The sequence below is a fragment of the Bacillus tequilensis KCTC 13622 genome (assembly GCF_000507145.1).
Taxonomy (GTDB): Bacteria; Bacillota; Bacilli; order Bacillales; family Bacillaceae; genus Bacillus; species Bacillus tequilensis.
Genome location: NZ_AYTO01000001.1, coordinates 122,517 through 141,115, shown reverse-complemented (window position 1 = coordinate 141,115; position 18,599 = coordinate 122,517). Strand labels below are relative to the sequence as shown.

The following is an 18,599-nucleotide window of genomic DNA, read 5'->3' as shown; positions in this document are numbered from 1 at the left end:
TCCTTACATCAATTCAAGTGACACCCGTGTGCCGCGTCCGCTCGGTTCAGCCGGATGGACGATCAGCTTTTTCGGAAGCCGTGCCCGCAGTTCCTGCACATGGCTGATAACACCGACAGACAGATTGTCTGACTGCAGTTTTTCCAAGGCTGTCACAACCGTATCAAGCAGATCTTGATCCAAGGTGCCGAACCCTTCATCTAAGAAAAAGAACTGTAGCGGGTATTCTCCGCGAAGCTGGATCTGGGCAGACAGCGCAAGAGCGAGAGAAAGCGAGGTGAGGAAGGTCTCTCCTCCAGACAAGCTGGATACCGGGCGTTTGACGCCTCCATTTGCGTCATCACGCATCACGAATCCGCCTTCTGAATCCACTTCGATGGCATAGCGCTGTCTCGTCAGCATGCCAAGTCTTGCTGAAGCGTCCCGCGCTACGCTTTCAAGCTGCTCCTCAGCTAAAAATTCGACGAATGTGTTCCCTTTAAACACAGCTTGCAGCTTGTCCAGCCTGTTGATATGCGTCTGCCATTTTTTCAGCTCTGCCTCAATTTCGTTAAACCGTTTATGATGGTCGCGAATAACGGCCAGCGCTTTCACTGCCGCGCCTTTTTCCTCTATCGCAGCGCCAAACGCGTCCTCAGCTTCCTGTAAAGCCGTAACGGTTTCGCTCCATTCACTCTCTGACAAGGCTCGGCCGGCAAGTCTCTCCGCTACACGCTTTAAGTTTGCGGCATTTTGCTTCAGTTTATCCATAAACTGGTCTATGCCCGTTTTTATCTTTTCAAGCTCTTCCGCTGGGATAAGACTTCGCTCCACCTCTTCAGTCCAGGTAAAGCGAGTGCCTTTCGCATGCTCATGCCAATCGGATTCGGCCTTTTCCAACCTGTCCTTCGCCTCTTGAAGAGTCAGTTCGCTTGCTGAAGCGCGGCTTTTCGCCTGATTGAGCCTCATTTGTGCGCTTTGCAGTTCTTCATATAGAGATTGTTCTTTTTCTCTTAACAGCTTAAGATCTTGCTGAACAGAGCGGAGTTTGGCTTGGATCGAATCTCCTTTAGCGTAATCTCCTAGTTCGCGCTCATAATCAGCTATCACGTTCTTGATGCGTTCAGCCGCATAGTGAAGCTCCAGCTTTTCCCGTTCAAGCCGATGTCCGGATTCACGCAGCTTTTCCTTTTGTGCTTCATGCTCAGCAAGAAACGCGATGCTCTTCTCAATTCGTTTTTCACAATCTTCTGCAGCCCGGTCCTTTTCTTCAATGGCTTCCTGCCATTTCTCTGCTTCATTGATAGATTGATCCTGAAACGCTTCGTCAAACGCTTTTAGACGGCTGTCCAACGAGGACTGAAGCTCGGCGATGATGCTTGCGATACGATCCGCCTCTCTTTTTTCAAAACCGATTTTTTCATTAAGCTGCTCGGCCTTTTTTAAAGACTCCTGATAAGCGCTGATCATTTGAGCCATTCGTGTTTTCACAGAAAGAATATCCTGCTTGACTCGTTTCCATTCAATGTAGGCAGTATTGAATGCCTCATGCACCGGCTGATTCTCGTAAGAAGCTGCCGCTTCAAGGTTTGGTGCTTGCTGAATCTTTTGCAAGAACGGACACTGTTCAATAAAACGCGCAGACTGTTCTTCAAGCGTGATTTTGGCTGAAAAAATCTCCTGGCTGAGAGCTGCCGCTTCCGTCAGCAGCATATCTGTCTGTTTGATGTTCTCTTCAAGGCCGCTGTCGAGCTCATATGTTTCGTGTACTGAGGCAGACGGATCATGATGTGTTGAACCGCAGACAGGACAAGGCTTTCCGGCTGTCAGCTTTTCGGCTAACTCTTTTGTCAGCAGTGCCACCCTTGCTTTTTCGCGCTGCATCTGAAGCGTCTGTTGTGTCTTTCTAGCCTGTTCAGTTATACGTGTTAATGACCGCTCACTCTCGCATACCAAATGGTACACGGTTTGTACAGCCTCATACGCTTGAATGATGTTGTTTTCTTCCGCTTTCGTCTTTTCGACGAGTGTACTCTTCTCCTCATTCAGCTTCTGAAGCACAAGGTTCAATGCGTCACTTCGTTTTTGCTCTTTTGTGATTTGCTCCTCAGTCTGCCTGATGCGTAATGCCATCTCTGCAGCCTGCTGGCAGCTTTTTCGCTCATCTGATGTCACCTGCAGGGATTTGAGCTGCTGCTTCAATTCCGTCTGCCTGTTTTGTCCCCGTGTCAGACGGTCTGTTACAGCCTCCAATTCATTCATGACAGAGTGAAGAGCCTCTTCTTTTTGATGGAGTTCAGCCTTTTTGCACTCTTCCTCTTGCTTGGCCTCACTCAGTTTGATTTCAATCTCCTGCAGGCGGGAAAGCTGTTCCTGCTCGGTTAAAAGCTCAGGCTCTTTCTCGCTTTTATGCCGGCGCCACGCTTCATGCTCTTCATGTTTTTGATGAAAGAAAGCGGTCTGGTCTGCTAAATCTTTTTGAGCAAGCATTTGTTCCTTTTCAGCTTTCTCCTCCTGCTGGATGGCTTCTGCATACCGATTCGCATAGGGCTTCAGAGCAGCGGCTGTTTCAGCTTCCAGCAGACGCTTTTTCATGTCGTCTACGTGCGGCTGTTCCTCTTCGAGACGTTTTTTCTCTTCTTCATATACGGCTTTTTCCTTTTGAACATTCCAAATCTCCTGATGTTCAGTAAACCGCTCTTTTGCCTGATCCCGATTCTTCTTCATCGCTTCCAGCCGGGATTCAGCTTGTTCGAGAGCCTGTTCTGCCTGCTCAACCGCTTCTGAACTCGCTTCCCCAAGACCGGACTGTTCAGCAAGCATTTCGTTTTTTCTCGCATTGGCTTCCTGTGCCTGCCGTCTTAGTTTTTTCACGAGCCGGTCTCCATACTGCTCCAAATGAAATAAGCGCTGGAGCATATGCCTGCGCTCCGCTCCTTTTAAAGACAAAAATTCAGCAAATTTCCCTTGCGGCAGGACCACCGCTCTCGTAAAATCGTCAATCGTCAGCCCCAAGAGCTCCTCGACTCTTTTATTGACTTCGCTGGCTTTATCGGCCAGCACTGTATGCTCATCCTTAATCTCAATGAAGCGGCAAAGTGCCGTTTTCACCTTCATTTCATCCGTTCTTTTAAACACGCGCTCGACTTTGTAAGAGATTTGATGGTTTGTCTGAAGCGCAAAGGTAAAGGAAACAGACAGCGTATCTTCCGCATGGTTTAAAATTCCGTGTGTATTGTTCGCCGCCCGCTCCACCTTTCCGTATAAAGCAAGCGTCATTGCGTCGAGAATAGAGGATTTACCGCTTCCTGTCGGGCCGAAAATGCCGAAAACACCGGCGCCGGAAAGGCCTTCGAAATCAATCGTCTGCTCCTCTCTAAAGCTGTGCAGCCCCTTTATCGATAAGGCGATCGGCTTCATTTCGCATCCTCCTCTTCAACGCCGGATGCAAGCTCTAAAAACAGCTTCACCATTTCTTCATCCGGCACCGCGCCGCCAGTTTGTTTTTCATAAAATTTCTTAAAGCGGTCTTCGATCGACACATGCTTCACCTCGACTCGCTCCCGCTCTTTGTTTTGTTCTTCAAAAACCGGCCTGATATGGATAAAGCCCGGGTGCGCCTTCCGCAGCCTATGAATTTCTTCAAGTGACAGCTGGTCCGTCACACGGATTTCAAGGTCAATCCAGGCATTCTCATCCCTGCCTTCATCCAGCCAGCTGTACACCTCGCTCAAGCCATTTGCCGCTTTCCACTTCACAAGAGGCTTGCCGCTAGATAATAACACTTCATGCCAAGACGCCTCTTCTCCCGGCTTCGCGTCCACGATTGTCACCGATTTGGCGTAGCCCGCTTCAGAAAAGCTGTAGGCGAGCGGAGATCCGGAATAACGTGCAAGCGTCCGCGCCCGCTTGATCGTTTGCGGGCGATGCAAATGGCCGAGCGCCACGTAAGCGGCATCCGCCGGCAGGCTTTCAGCAGCCACCGTATATGCGCCGCCGACTTCAATCGGCCGTTCTGAATCCGTTTGGTTTCCGCCTGCGACATAAATATGGCTTGCGGCAACCTTTACTGCGTCTTTGCGAAACCGGCTCGTCATATGCTCAAACGCCTGCCTGATTTTCACATCATAATGATCGCGGAGCAGCTTTTCATCAAATGTATCGGAAAGCACTTCATTTAACCGCGCTTCAGATGGGTACGCCAGCGCCCCCACCGCCAAAAGCTCACCTGCTGAAGGCACTTCGATATGAAGCGGTTCCGTTGTCGGATAGCCGATTAAATAAATGCCGTGTTCATGTGTCAGCGGTGAAGCGGCGGACAAACGGTCAGGATTATCGTGGTTTCCGGCAATGACAACAATCGGGCGCTTCCCTCTGTCGCTGAGCGCAGACAGGCTTTCATAAAACAGCTGCTCCGCTAAAGCCGGCGGGTTCACGGTGTCAAACGCGTCCCCTGCCATTACGATGGCATCGATCTGCTCTTCCTTTACAATCGTATTCAATTCATCAAGCACATCTGCCTGTTCACTCAGCCTGCTTCTTCCTTCCAGCGTTTTTCCAAGATGCCAGTCAGCCGTATGTAAAATCCGCAAATGCTTTCACCTCTCTTTTATATGGAAAACGAGATCCGCTCCGCCTGAAATCACCGGAGCTTACGGATCTCGCTATAATGTCAGAATGTGCCCTCCGTCAAAGAAATAAAGCGCACATCCCTTTACCTTTGTTTTTGCAATTTGCTCAACTGCCTTCGTGTACAGCTGAATTTGCGTTTCATATCGTTTCTTCAAGATCGGGGCCGCTCCTTCAAATCCGTGCTGGAATTTGCCCTCAATCCGGTCCGATTTATAGTCCAAAAGATATAAACCGCCGTCAGTTTCATAGAGACAATCAATGATTCCCTGCACTAAAAGCGGCTCATCCGCCTCCTGTGCATCAGGATAGATCTCCTTGGCTGGAAGCGCCAAACTGAACGGTACTTCCCTATTCTTCCATTGCGCGCTGATCAGCTGTCCGCCGATTTCCGTATGGAAGAATTGCACGATTTCTTCTATATATATAGCGGCTTTTTGTTCTTCCGTAAGCAGTTCTTTTTCATAAAGCTTATGAACCGTCTGCTCCGCTTCTTCTATCGTCGGCACATGTGTCAGCGGGATATGCTGCATCACCGTATGCATGGCCGTTCCTTTCTCTGCCGCCGTCAGGCCTTTTTTCATCATGAAAGCAGGCCGTCTGTACAGCATGCTGCCGTCAGCCGGTTTAACAGGGGCCCTGCCGCTGTATTCATCCTCGTACTCTCTTTTTCTCTTGATCTCAGACACCGACTGCTTTGTACGAATTTGCGTCACCTCGTGATGCGGGTAGGTCCAGTTCAGCTGCTCGCGGGCTTTTTCATCAAACATAAACGAGCCGGGAACTGGTTCACCTTGGCGAATCGCTTCTAGGCGCTCGCTTTTTTCTTCCATTCTTTCCTCCAAATCATCATCCAGCAAATCATAGGAATGGATCATTCGGACGGCAAAACGAGCCGGGTGTCCTGATATATCAGGACGCGCTGTCGCACCGTTTTCAGCCAAAGTCTCCATATCTCTGTGTCTGGCAAGAGCCGGCCCGATGAAATCTAAATACGTTTTTGCCTGATAGCGGTCAAACTCCGGAAGAAGCCAGTCAGTTTGTGACGCGGATGCCTGCCATTTTGCGAGCTGTTTCTGATGATCCTTGCACGAGCCAAGCAGAAACAATTTTTCCTTTGCTCTTGTTAATGCAACATAGAGTACCCGCAATTCCTCTGACAGCAGCTCCCTGCGCATTTTTTTCTTCATCGCAATGAGCGGAAGCGTCGGATAGCTGATACGCAATTGCGGGTGAATATACTTCGTGCCAAACCCGAGCTCCTTGTCCAGCAGGTACGATTTGTTTAAGTCCATCATGTTGAAATTGCGGCCGAGACCCGCTGCAAACACAACAGGGAATTCAAGCCCCTTGCTGCTGTGGATCGTCATTAAGCGGACAACATCCTCCTGCTCGCTGAGCGCTCTCGCCGTACCAAGATCATCGCCCCGCTCCTGCATGCGTTCGATAAATCGCAGGAAACGGAACAGGCCGCGAAACGCCGTTGATTCATATTGGCGCGCCCGGTCGTAAAGGACGCGCAAATTGGCCTGGCGCTGTTTTCCGCCCGGCATCCCGCCGACATAATCCATATATTTCGTGTCGCGGTACACTTCCCAAATCAGCTCAGATACTGAGTGGTTTTTCGAAAACGCGCGCCATTTTTGCAGATGCCCGTAAAAGGTTTGCAGCTTTTGATAAAGCTCGCCGTTCCGGTCGCCGGCTGCCAAGTAGTCTTTCATCGCTTCATAGTACGGCGCTTTTGTGTTTTCAAGCCGGATCAAAGACAGCTCGTTTTCATCTGCTCCGACAATCGGTGAGCGCAGCACAGAGGCAAGCGGTATATCCTGATACGGGTTATCGATCACCTTCAGCACCGAAATCGCGACGGCGACTTCGACCGCTTCAAAATAGCCTGACGTTAAATTGGCGTAAACCGGTATGCCCTGTGCTCTCAGCTCCTCCATGATTTGCGGCGCCCACGGCATGGAACGCAGTAAAATCACGATATCGCGGTATTCAATATTGCGGTGTGTTTTCGTTTTTCCGTCATACACCTTAAAAGGTGATGAAATCAGTTTGCGAATTTCCTTAGCGATCGCTTTCGCCTCGAACTGCACCGTTTCCAGCTCTTCTGCTTCCTCGCCTGCATCCGTCTCTTCTGTGTTGTCGATCAGCAGCAGCTCCGTTTCCGTCTCGCCACTGTCCGGATACGCCGCGCCAAGCTTCAGCTCAGCCTGCTCGTCATAATCCACCTCACCGATTTTGCCGCCCATCAGCTGTTTAAATAAAAAGTTTGTGCTGTCTAAAATATCAGCCCGGCTTCGGAAGTTTTTATTCAAGTCGATCTTCCGTCCCGTTCCTATTCCGCTCTCTGTAAACCGTTTGTATTTGGAGAGGAAAAGAAGCGGCTCCGCAAGCCTGAATCGATAAATCGACTGTTTGACATCTCCTACCATAAACAGGTTTCCAGTCTCCTCCGGCCCGCTTGTGACAAGCTGCAGGATCGATTCCTGCACGAGGTTGGTATCCTGATATTCGTCAACGAGCACCTCATGAAACTGCTCCTGATAAAATCTTGCTGCCTCGCTCGGACCGCGTTCGCCTTTGTCATTTTCAGCTGTCAAAATCGCCAAACAGTAATGCTCCAAATCAGAAAAATCAATGATTGATTTTTCCTGCTTCGCGGCTTCGAATCGCTTTCCATAGCTAATGACAAGCTGTACGAGTGTATCAATGACAGGCTTCATCTCGGCTAGGCTTTTCAAATGCTGTTCAGGACTTCTTGTGAAGTAGTCGGTTTTGAGCTTTTCAAGCAGTTTTTTCGCGCCATTTCGCAAGTCTGTCGCTTCATCAAGCAGCGCGGGATCAAACTCGTCCCCTTTTACCGCCTTCGCGCGCTTAAATGAGACGGCAGGCACCCGCTTATAAAGTTCATTGAAATCGTCCTGATGCTGAATCAGTTCATCAATCTGCGCAAGATCATCAAGAAAATTGTCAGCGCGCGGCGCCGGTCCGCCCGGCGCTTTTGTCAGTTCAAGGGCGCGCAGGAGCTTTTCCCTCGCTCCGTTAAGCACCATTGCAATATCCTCTTTGACATATTGATAAAACGAAAGCTCTTCGATCGCGCTCTTTTCAGATACATCATATAAATGAACAAAGCTTTCCAGCCATGCCTCCGGGTTTGGGTGGGATCGGGAATACTCGTACACCTGTTTGACGAGAAATTGCAGATCCAGATCATGCCGGTCTGTCGTGTAGCGGTCAACCAGCTCAAAAAACGCCTCGTCACCCTTTGCGTATTCGTCTTCGAACAGCTCATCCAGCACTTCATCCCCAAGCAGCTCGCCTTCGGTCTGATCGGCAATCCGAAAGCCCGGATCAATATCGATCAAATAGTAATATTTTTTCAGCACTTGCAGGCAAAAGGAATGAAGTGTCGAAATGCTGGCCCGGTTTAAAAGAGACAGCTGGCGTCTGATATGCAGCGAGCCGGGGCGCTTTACGAGCTCTTTTTCCAAGGCATCCGCAATTCGGTGTTTCATTTCTGCCGCCGAGGCGTTTGTAAAGGTCACAACGAGAAGCCGGTCTACATCAATCGGGTTTTCTTCCGCTGTGATTTTCCGGATCATTCGCTCAACGAGCACAGCGGTTTTCCCGGAGCCCGCAGCAGCCGCCACAAGAATATCCTGGCCGGTTGAAACAATGGCATTCCATTGGTCATCTGTCCACGTGCTGTCTGCCGGTTTAGGAATGTTCATTGCCATCCGCCTCCTTTTTTATCCACTCAAGTATCGTCTTGTCCTTTTCAGCCTTTAATGTGCGATACTCGTTTTCTTCTAATGATTCATCAAATTGGCATACTGATTTGAACGCACAGTATGTGCATGGCGTCTTGTTCTTCATTTTATAAGGCTCAATCGATACGCGTCCGTCGGTGATTTGTTCGCCAGCTTCTTGGAAGGTGCGGCGCACATGCTTCGTCAGCAGCTCAAATTCCTTTTCGCCGACTGCCGCCGAGTCCGATCTGAGAGAGCCGTCTTTTTTCAAGCCGGCGTTGACGATATTTGACCGTCCCTCTTGAAGCGTCGTATCCATGAGGCGAACCGCTTCCTGATCACCGAGGAGCAGGCCCTTCATTTTAAATTTCTTAAAGATCTCCTGTTCAATCTCGTCAAGCCCGAGCGGGAGATTAGATTGAATCATCGGGTCATGAATATGGAAATACAGCACCCCCGCAGGCGTCGCTCTCATTCCGAGCCAGTCGGCTGAGTGTGTAATCGATAAATCAAGGTATGTCAGCATTTGCAGCGCCAGGCCGTAATAGACTTCCGCTAAGTCAAGGCCTTTGTCGCTTGATTTATAATCGACAATCCTTAGAAGCAGGCCTTTTGAGCTTTCCGCTTTATCAACGCGGTCAATTCGCCCGACGAGCTCCATCGTGCAGCCGTTTTTCAGCTTAAAGGTCAGCGGCGGGAGCGGCCCTTTTCCTCCAAAGCCCAGTTCAAGCCCAATCGGCACGAATCCGCTCGCTTTCGCATGCTCGCTTAAAATGCCGGACACGCGTGTCACAATTTTTTGCAGTTTTTCCTTCACATAATAATGCCGGTTTGAGCTGAGCAGAATTTCTTTTTGCAGTTTTGGCGCCAGCCGCTCTACCGCATCATAGGAAAACAGCTCACACTGCTCTTTCGTTAAATCGCGCCAATCCAGCTTTTGCTCCCGCAGCCGGTCTGAAATCAGCTTTAAGCTGGAATGAAACAGCTGGCCGATGTCCGGTGCTTCAAGCTTAAAAAATTGCCGTTCCTTCAGGTGCAGCCCGTGTGACGCAAAATGGGAGAACGGGCACGCGTTAAAGGTTTCCATCCTCGACACACTGCCTTGAATGCGTTCACCATAAAGCTGCCTTGACACGCTGCGTTCAAGCTGCTTTACTTCATTACGGAAAAACAGGCTTGAAAACAGTTTTTTCGATTGCAATTTGTCCGGGTCGCTCATCAGCACATTGTACGTGCTCCACCAAACGTCGCTGATCTCGTATTCCCGTGTCCATAATCTAAGCTGGCTCGCAGTAAAGGACTGTGCCACGCTTTTATTGACGACATACATCAGCTGTTCCTCATCGCTGACCTGTTCAGGTTCATTTGTCAACAGGCGCTCCTTATGGTGCGGAAACAGTTCTTCCAGCCGCTTAATAACAATCGACGGCAAAAGCGTTTTTCCTTCCGCATCGGCAATCGGATACGATACGTAAAGCCTGTCAGACGGACTGGAAAACGCCATATAGATGAGGAAATGCTCGTCAAGCAGACGCTCTCGCCCGCCTGAGGAAAGCTCAACCCCAACCGTTTTCAGCCATTCCCGGTCATCGTCCGACAGCACTCCGTTTTCATCAGGGCGCGCCGGGAGAACACCATCGTTTGCCCCCAGCACAAAAGTGCAGGAGGTGTCATACATTCTGGACAAATCCATATTGCCGACAAACACCTGGTCAAGCGCAGGCGGAATGAGAGAAAATGTAAGCGACTCCGCGCCGGCTTCCATCATTTGCTGAAACAAATCTAGAGAAATCTCATCATCTCCCATCATTTCAACAAACTCCTCAAGCAGCTGAACGACTGCATCCCACGCCTGCTGATGCTGCTGCGCTTCAATGATTCTGCCGTCTTCTTCAGCACGCTGTCTTTCCTGATCCAGCTTAAGCGGCACATCCGTCTCTTCTAAATAGCGGTAGAGCGCCTCCGCCTTCTCCTGAACCGTCTTTGCTTTTTTCATTCGTTTCTGGAGCTGAAAAAGCGGCGGAACAATCCAGTCGCGTGTGTCATTCAGCATGTTTTCCATTTCGATTTCCTGGTCGGTCTGCGTAAAATCATCATCCAATGACACAAAACGTCTGTAATGGAAACGGTCGCCCTTTGTCCAGCGATCGCCTTTGATCCCGTAGGCGATACAGTAATTTTCAAGCTGATCGACCTGTTCTCTCACCTTATTCTTCGGCTCGTTAAGCGGGAATAACAGTTCGGTTTTCACGCAGCGAAACACCGCTTCATAACGCCAATTCCCTTTCAAAACATCAAGGCTCGAGCGGATAAATTCAATTAACGGATGGTTCAGCATAGATGCTTTTCCGTCAATGAAATAAGGAATCTCGTAATCAGCGAACACTTCCTTCACCATATCTTTGTAGTCTTCCGGCTGGCGTGCAAGAATCGCTACATCCTTATAGCGATAGCCCTTCTCTCTGACAAGGGCGTGAATTTCCCGGGCAATGCCTTCAAGCTCTGCTCGTCTGTTTGCGGCCTGCATCACAGTAACAGCCTCTTGTTTTTCTGCATATGGGATGGCCGGACGCGTTTCATACTGCGCCTCTAGATGCGCCAATTCCGGTGTGCGTGTATGCCTTTCACTCCCGCTAGGCTCTTTATACGTAATGTCCAGATTTAATTCCTTCGCCTTTTCGTGCAGGCGGTAATAGGTTTTTCCCGTCATTCTGAATAATTCCAGTTCATGCGGCTCCCGTTCGTCAGACGGCTTGTCCGCTGTCAGCGAAAACGTGATGTGCTCTGCGTGAACCATAAGCTGCTCCAACACCCTGAATTCCTGCGGCGTAAATTGATAAAAGCCGTCCACATAGATATGTGCGCCCTTTACATCCTCCGAAAGAGGAATATGCTCCGCCAGCAATGTTAAATAATCCTCTGAGTGAAGATATTGCCCTGCGAGGCTTTTTTCCATCTGCTGATACAGAATCGATAAGTCATGAAGCTTTTCAGATAAAACACGTTCCCCGCGATACTCGGAAGCCGTTCCGCTTTCCGCCATCCGGCGGATATCTTCCGGTTCCAGACAATACCGCTTAAATTCTGTCAGCATCCGTTCAACCTGGGCGGTGAATCCGCTTTTGTCACTCGCTTTTTGATAAACTTTGAACTCCTGTTTATGCTCCTCAATGAGTTTTCGCAGGAGCATCTGTACACCTGTGCTCGTCAGAAACGGCCTGCTCATTCCTCCCGTATGCTGGAGAATGCGCCATGCCAATCGTGAAAAGCTGAACACTTGAGCGCGTATCATTCCGCCCATATCAGGCGTTTTAGCAAGCTCGTATTCCATTAAAAACGTCATTTGATCCGGGACTAGAAAAATGATCGGTTTCCCGAATGGAGCCCGGCGCAGTTCATCCTGAATGCTGTCGATGATCAGCTTCGTTTTTCCACTCCCGGACCTGCCTACTAAAAACTCTGCTCCCAAATTAGAAGACCCCTCTCTTTTTATCTCTATATATTTTATCGAATGTTGACGAAAATGACCAATCTCATCTATTGGTAAAAAACGGCCTTTCACATTGAAAAAACTGAATTTCTCAGCACATGTCTCTCTGCCCTACATATACTTTTTACAGAAGCCCAATTCTTCAAGAATGGAGTTGAATCCCCTTGTACTACAACTATTATCCATATCCGGCGCCATACCGGGATGATCCTATTTTGATTCAGAATCTGAAAAAGGCCATTAACGGAGAATTCAGCGCGGTTCAATGCTACCGCAAGCTTGCCAAACTTGCCAGCCGCGATGACGCCAGAAAACAGATTGAAGAAATCAGGCGTGACGAAATGCGCCACCTCCGTGAATTTTCCACATTGTACGGGACCATTACCGGCAAACACTTCATGCCGAAACAAACGGAAGAATGCCCAGACAATTTCACGAGAGGACTGGACGCCGCTTTTAAAGATGAACAAGAAACAGTCGACTTTTATTTGCGCGCGGCGGAGGAAACCTCAAATGTAAAAGCGAAGGGCATCTTTATGCGCGCCGCTCGTGATGAACAAAATCACGCTGTCTGGTTTCTGTACTTCTTAATGGAACGTTAAATATACCCGCACAGTGAATCCACACATATCCCCTCATCCAAAAAACACACTCACCTGTTTTTTTCACATGCAGCCGGGAAACATAAAACTATACACTGGCATACAGGGGGAATCTGCCATGGAGCAATATTCAGAAGCTTGTATCGAGGCTTGCATGAATTGTATGAAGGCTTGCAATCATTGTTTTACAAAATGCTTGGAAGAAAGCGCACACCACAAGCTAAGCGGCTGCATCCGGCTTGACAGAGAATGCGCGGATATTTGCGCACTGGCGGTCAAAGCCATGCAAACGGACAGCCCGTTCATGCAAGAAATTTGCGCACTTTGCGCCGACATTTGTGAAGCGTGCGGCACAGAATGTGAAAAACACGAGCACGATCATTGCCAAGCGTGTGCGATGTCCTGCTTTAGATGTGCTGAACAATGCCGTAATATGGAAGCGTCATAAAGGACGGAGAGGGTTCAAAAAAGGAACCCTCCTTTTTTATTTGGACAGCCACACGGCGTACAAATCAACCCATCCCTCTTCATCAAGCATGAGGCCTTTCACATTCCCGCTTGATTCCACCTGAAGCACACTTTGATACAGCGGAATCGCATTGAACTCCTGTACAAGCCGGCGGTCAATGTCATGCAGCAGCTGGATTCTCGAACAGCGGTCAGGGATCGAAAAAATCCGTTCTGTCATTCTAGAGCATATTTGTTCCAGTGTTTCAGATAGATGCTGGAACAAAAAACTGTTCTCCGACAGCAGCAAATGCAGAAAACCAAACTCACTGTCTTGATAAAACGTCGCACTGTCATGAATGATATCCGCCATTTGCACAATTTCCGGCCGGCGGAGATCAGCAGAATCACAGAATTGAAGTGTAAGCCTGATGCCATGCCGGGCGCAAACATTTTGAATCCACTCGGCGTCCTCACGATGATCAGCTTCCGAAAAGGTAGACAGCACAAGCGTTTCTCCCCCGTACCCGCTCTGCTTCAGCAATTCAAAAGGTGATACGTCTTCCCGTTCAAAAGGGTTCTGATGTAAAAAAGACGAAACCGGAATTCTGCGGTGCCCTCCCGCTTCCTTAACGAGCCGTTCAGAGGAAATCAGCAGGCGGAGCGCTTTTCGAAAGCTTCGGTGCTGAAGAGGCCCATTCTTTTTCAAATTGAGCGACAAGTACTGGACATGCCGTTCATCAAAAACAGTTTGCCGATCAGGACCTGTTTGTTTTTCTTGAATGGTAAAGCCATTCATCTCTCCGGCTTGCTCAGAAAACACAAACTCAACGCGATCCAAAAAGGGGCGTCCTTTGAAGTAACGCTCATTGGCTTCAAGCACAAGCATCCGGCTGTGATGCTGATTTACCCGAAAAGGACCTGTTCCGTTGATCGCGCCGCCCTGTTCTGCCGGCAGAATAGACAGCCGTTCATCACAAAGAACATACGGCAATAGCTCATTCGGCTGATCGAGTATGAACTCGACACAATAAGGGCTGTTTTCCAGAACTTGCTTCACCCCGTGTAACAGCCATTTATACGGGTTATCAGCACGTGTCAAAAATCGCTGAAACGTAAACGCAACATCCCTCGCTGTCAGCGGCTGTCCGTTATGAAAAGACACACCCTTCCGAAGAAAAAACCTCCATCGTTTTTTTTCGTGCTCTTCCCATCCGTGAACCAAATGAGGCTTCGGCTCCCGCACAGTTGGATCATACGTGAGCAATGTATCAAATATCTGCTTAACGAAATGCCCTTCAGATCGCAAAAATATTTGGCAAGGATCCAAACTGCTGACATCTTCAGGCGTGATGAACAGCCGGAGCACATCCTTTTCTCCATCCCCGCCGGTCTCTGTCACAAAGCCGAACACCTCAGAAAACCACATATCATATTCGTTTTGAAGCCCCGGAAAAGCGGACTGATACTGCTGAAGCAGTTCCTTTGCTTTTTTAAGCTTTCCAGCCATTGTATAATCCTTGGCTGTTTGAAGCAGCAGCTCCTCAGGACGGCGAAGAAACGCGATTTTAGATTTACGGCCTCGCCCCGCCCCGCTTTTCCTGATAATCCAATCCTTGTTCTCCAGCTTATGTAAAATGAGCTTTGCATTTCTTTCTGTACAACATAAGCAGTCTGCAATTTCTGTGAGCGTCATTTCGTTCATCTGCCCATACGCAGCGCATCCCGCTTTTACAAGTTCCACATAATGCTCAATCAGCTTCAATCCCCGCACCTCCCGACAAAAGGGGAAACTTTTTCTCTTTTTTTCTTCACTTTTTGGGCCGCCTCCCCTTCTATACACTACTACTATACCAAACAGCGAAAGGCGGCGATCACATGCTGACCAGCTTTCAATCTATAAAATCGAGATATACCGCTCCCGTTTGGCTCCGCTTTTTCGGCGAAATGCTGACAAGCCTGACAGGTGCAATGATGGGACCTTTTATGGTGCTGTACCTGCATGAACAATTAAACGGCAGCGTCATGATTCCAATGCTGATCATCAGTCTTCAGCCATTTGCCGATATTTGTCTGACCCTGATTGCCGGACGGGTGACGGACCGGCTTGGGCGGCGAACAGCGATTTTGATCGCATTGCTTCTGCAAGCAGCAGCCATGACGGGGTTTGTGTTTGCAGATCAAGCGTATGTTTTCGCCCTTCTCTACGTCATGAATGGCATCGGAAGATCGTTGTATATCCCTGCTTCCCGCGCTCAAATTGCCGAAAGCACGCCGGAAAGCAGACGTTCAGAAGTGTTTGCGGTTATCAATGCGATCTATTCAGCGGGCCTGACGGCAGGGCCGCTAGCGGGGATGCTGCTGTACAAACATAACCCCGTGTGGATATTCGCTTTAGATGCCGCGGCATTGTTCAGCTACTTTCTGGTTGCCGCACTAAAACTGCCGGAAACAAAGCCGATCATAACAGCTGGCACACCGGCGTTTTCCGGAAGCTTTACGATATACAGGCCTGTACTGCTTCTTTTGCTGCTTTCTCTCCCCATCAGCATGTTATATGCGCAAACAGAAACAACCTACAGGCTCTTCAGCAAAAACATGTTTTCTGATTATCTGTCCATGCTGACCATCTACTCGGCGGTAAAAGCTTTATTCAGCTTTGTTCTTCAGGTTCCTCTTGTAAAAGCGACCGAAAAGCTTTCGATGAAAACGATCCTTTTGATCGCTTATATCTGCTACGCCCTTGCGGCTGCCGGCTTCGCATGCTCAACCTCCCTGACAATGCTTTTAGTGACGGCAGCGGTGATGACGGTTGGCGAAAGCATCGGACTCACCCACATCCAGACCTTCATTTCAAAATTGGCGCCGCCTCATCTGCTCGGCCGGTTTTATGCGATATACGGCCTGCATTGGGATATTTCCCGCTCAATCGGACCTTTGGCAGGCGGGATGATCCTGACATCGTTTGGCGGAGAAGTGATGTTTTACGCCCTTGCCGTGTGTATACTGGCAGCATGCTTATGCCTGACTTACACAATAGATAGGCTCGAACAAAAAGTCATAAGAAAAATGAATGGTTAATCGAAAATAATTCCTAATTTCTTTATCACCGAAAATATATTATAGTAATTATACATTCACTACGTGAACCATTTGGAGTGTTACGTGAAAAGGAAGAAGGGTTTTACATTGAAGAAAGACGAAAATCTCCTCAAAGATCTATGGTTTATCGCAATCAGTGCAGCCGGGGGGTTTATTCTTTCATTAACCGGAATATCGATTGGATGGATGATCGGAACGCTGATTGTCGCCTGCTGCCTCGCCATGATACGGCCGGCATGGCTGATGATGGCGCCAGATCAAAAAGGAATTAACCGCCGGTGGCTCGCTCTCGGGCAGATGATCCTCGGCATCGAATTGGGCCAAAAGCTGAACTTATCCGTTCTCTCTGTTCTCAAAGATCATTGGTTTTCAGTCAGCGTTATGCTGATATTGTCTATACTGCTTGCCATGCTGTCAGGATATGTGCTTTGGCGTTTCAGCAAAACGGACATGTTAACAAGCTTTGTCGGCACTGCTCCAGGCGGACTGTCTGCCATGCCGAGCATCGCGCAAGAGGTCGGCGCCAATACCGCCATTGTCAGCCTCGTTCAAATGATGCGGGTGCTGCTCGTGGTGCTTTCCATTCCGTTTTTAGTCATTTTGATCTATACAAAACAAGATTCTTCCGCTCGTGCCGCAGCAGAATCGCTTTCCACAGCAACGACTGATATCAGGCTCGCTCCCCTTTTGTGGACCGCTATTCTGATTCTGGCTGCCTGGGGAGCTTGCAAAGCTGCTAAATTTTTAAAATTTCCGGCCCCATGGCTGCTCGGAAGCATGCTCGGTGTAGCAATTGTACACGTTGGCGGCGCTGCGGTGACAGGACACGACATGACGGCATGGTGGCCGTCACAAGCTAACCATGTGTCCCAAGTATTTCTCGGAGCAACGATCGGCTCTAAAATGTACAAAAGCATGTTTGTCGGCGTCACCCGTATTGTCATCGTCGGGTTTGTCTCGTCCGTCGGTTTAATCGCAGCTATGTTTTTAAGCGCCGTAATCGTTTCCGAGCTGACAGGAATCTCGCTCATCACTTCTGTTCTGGCATTTGCGCCCGGCGGCATTGCAGAGATGGCGACGACGTCTGTTACCTTGCATGCTGATTCCACCTTTGTCGTTGCGGTTCAGGTCATACGCGTTATTTTAGTCATTGCCCTGCTGCCGCCGTTTTATCGTCTGCTTCACCATCTTCATGGTGAAAAAAAAAATCATGAAAGCCCGATCAGCCGCAGTAACGCCTAATGAAAAAAGGGTTCAAGAACTTTTAAACCGCAAACCATCAAGATGGGGACATATAAGTGTGAAAAGCTTCGAACAAGATGATTCGAAATATATTAACGCCAAATTCATTTGATAAAAAATGGATCAGATTTGAAGTGAGTGCTGACAGAAGGCGAAATGAGAGACGAAGAAATCGTTGACGACTTTGGTATAGAAGCGTTTATGAAAATTCCAAAAAACAGGCTTCCTGATAGAAAAAGAGGTTATATATGAATAACCTCTTTTTCTATACAAGGAAGGCGAAATCTCTAGTTAAGTTGATTCTCTTATGATAAGACTTGTTGGCAGTTTAATAATGTTTCTGTTTAAAGAAATGTTGCCCGAAATATACTCGATTATTTTCAACACAGCCTGTTGACCTAATTCTATGATGGGAATATCAATTGTTGTTATGGTCGGAGTCACTACTTGGCAAATCAATTGGTTGTCAAAACCTATTACAGCTAAGTCTTCTGGAACATGAAAGCCGTTTTTTATCGCCTGTTTAATAATCCCTGCGGCGACTTGATCATTTCCCGTAAAGATTGCTGAGGGTCTGTCCTTTAGATCCTTTATCTTATGAAAAACACGAAAGCCATCCTCGATATTAAACAATTCACCGAATATCCATTCGTTTCTATGATGTAAATTGTAATCTTGTAAAGCTTTCAAGTACCCCTCTTTCCGCTGACATTGAGCTTCGCTATATGGCGTGTCAAAACAAAATCCAATTTTTTCATGCCCTCTTTCAATTAAATGTACCACCCCCATGTATGCAGCTTCAAATTCATCATATCCAATGATCGTGATGTCCGCTGAGTGATGATATTCATTACATAATAAGATCGGACCATACCTTAAAAAATGCGATATCTTATCCCAGTCATTTTCTAAAGTTCCAAGAATAACACCATCAACTTCTTTGTGCTTCAATAACTCTAATAGTTCCAGCTCTGTCTGTTTGTCATAAAAGGTTTGAAATACAATTACCTTGTAATTCTTAGACAGTGCTTCATGAGAGACCCCTTTTATTAATTGTGCAAAAAATGGATGGTCGATACTCGGAACCGATAAAGCTATCGTTTGTGTCTTATTTCTCCTAAAATTCCGAGCTAAATAATTGGGAGTGTAATCAAGTTCGTTAATCGCCTTTAAAATCATATCTCTTTTTTCTTTCGATACATAAGGGTGATTATTCAATACTCTTGATACTGTGGTTTTAGACACGTTACATAATCTTGCTATTTCATCAATTGTAGGCATATTTTCCCTTCCTCAAAAAAGTTATTGACATGTTACCGGTTTCAGAAATTAGGATAAATTTGTATCAAA

At 48.1% G+C, this 18,599-nt stretch carries 10 protein-coding genes; 4 read left to right on the top strand and 6 right to left on the bottom strand.

From position 1 onward, the window contains the following. Positions 1-3: 3 nt before the first annotated feature. The 4 genes from sbcC to addB all read right to left on the bottom strand — a co-directional run bounded on the left by sbcC (position 4) and on the right by addB (position 11,835). Positions 4-3,399, bottom strand: coding sequence for an exonuclease subunit SbcC (gene sbcC, locus V756_RS0100695; RefSeq protein WP_024712952.1), 3,396 nt, complete (start codon positions 3,397-3,399; stop codon positions 4-6). Then, on the bottom strand, positions 3,396-4,571 hold the full coding sequence (sbcD, locus tag V756_RS0100690) for an exonuclease subunit SbcD (RefSeq protein WP_024712951.1): 1,176 nt from the start codon (positions 4,569-4,571) through the stop codon (positions 3,396-3,398). The genes sbcC and sbcD overlap by 4 nt, the downstream gene beginning before the upstream one ends. A 72-nt stretch (positions 4,572-4,643) precedes the next feature. Then, the gene (gene addA, locus V756_RS0100685) at positions 4,644-8,348 is read right to left on the bottom strand and encodes a helicase-exonuclease AddAB subunit AddA (RefSeq protein WP_024712950.1); all 3,705 of its coding nucleotides are present in this window, start codon (positions 8,346-8,348) and stop codon (positions 4,644-4,646) included. Further along, the gene (addB, locus tag V756_RS0100680; RefSeq protein WP_024712949.1) at positions 8,335-11,835 is read right to left on the bottom strand and encodes a helicase-exonuclease AddAB subunit AddB; all 3,501 of its coding nucleotides are present in this window, start codon (positions 11,833-11,835) and stop codon (positions 8,335-8,337) included. The genes addA and addB overlap by 14 nt, the downstream gene beginning before the upstream one ends. Positions 11,836-12,020: 185 nt before the next feature. Here addB and V756_RS0100675 point away from each other — a divergent pair, with 185 nt between their 5' ends. Then, positions 12,021-12,458: a ferritin family protein gene (locus tag V756_RS0100675; protein WP_024712948.1), complete on the top strand. Its 438-nt coding sequence runs from the start codon at positions 12,021-12,023 to the stop codon at positions 12,456-12,458. Between the two features lie 118 nt (positions 12,459-12,576). After that, entirely contained in the window at positions 12,577-12,906 is a 330-nt protein-coding gene (locus V756_RS0100670) for a four-helix bundle copper-binding protein (RefSeq protein WP_024712947.1), read from the top strand. A gap of 36 nt (positions 12,907-12,942) precedes the next feature. On the opposite strand, the gene V756_RS0100665 is transcribed toward V756_RS0100670, so the two are convergent. Then, on the bottom strand, positions 12,943-14,670 hold the full coding sequence (locus V756_RS0100665; RefSeq protein WP_024712946.1) for an SgrR family transcriptional regulator: 1,728 nt from the start codon (positions 14,668-14,670) through the stop codon (positions 12,943-12,945). A 113-nt stretch (positions 14,671-14,783) separates the two neighbouring features. On the opposite strand from V756_RS0100665, the gene V756_RS0100660 reads away from it, so the two are divergent. Beyond that, a complete protein-coding gene (locus tag V756_RS0100660; protein WP_024712945.1) occupies positions 14,784-15,986 on the top strand; it encodes an MDR family MFS transporter in 1,203 nt (400 codons plus the stop codon). 108 nt (positions 15,987-16,094) lie between these two features. After that, positions 16,095-17,249 (top strand): AbrB family transcriptional regulator, encoded by a 1,155-nt coding sequence (locus V756_RS0100655; RefSeq protein ID WP_024712944.1) that lies wholly within the window; start codon positions 16,095-16,097, stop codon positions 17,247-17,249. 291 nt (positions 17,250-17,540) lie between these two features. On the opposite strand, the gene ntdR is transcribed toward V756_RS0100655, so the two are convergent. Beyond that, the gene (gene ntdR, locus V756_RS0100645; protein ID WP_024712943.1) at positions 17,541-18,530 is read right to left on the bottom strand and encodes an NTD biosynthesis operon transcriptional regulator NtdR; all 990 of its coding nucleotides are present in this window, start codon (positions 18,528-18,530) and stop codon (positions 17,541-17,543) included. Positions 18,531-18,599 lie beyond the last annotated feature (69 nt).

Bases quoted from the DNA above. Each gene is read 5' to 3' on its own strand.
- sbcC (WP_024712952.1), bottom strand. From the start codon at position 3,399: ATGAAGCCGATCGCCTTATCGATAAAGGGGCTGCACAGCTTTAGAGAG.
- addA (WP_024712950.1), bottom strand. From the start codon at position 8,348: ATGAACATTCCTAAACCGGCAGACAGCACGTGGACAGATGACCAATGG.
- V756_RS0100670 (WP_024712947.1), top strand. From the start codon at position 12,577: ATGGAGCAATATTCAGAAGCTTGTATCGAGGCTTGCATGAATTGTATG.
- V756_RS0100660 (WP_024712945.1), top strand. From the start codon at position 14,784: ATGCTGACCAGCTTTCAATCTATAAAATCGAGATATACCGCTCCCGTT.
- ntdR (WP_024712943.1), bottom strand. From the start codon at position 18,530: ATGCCTACAATTGATGAAATAGCAAGATTATGTAACGTGTCTAAAACC.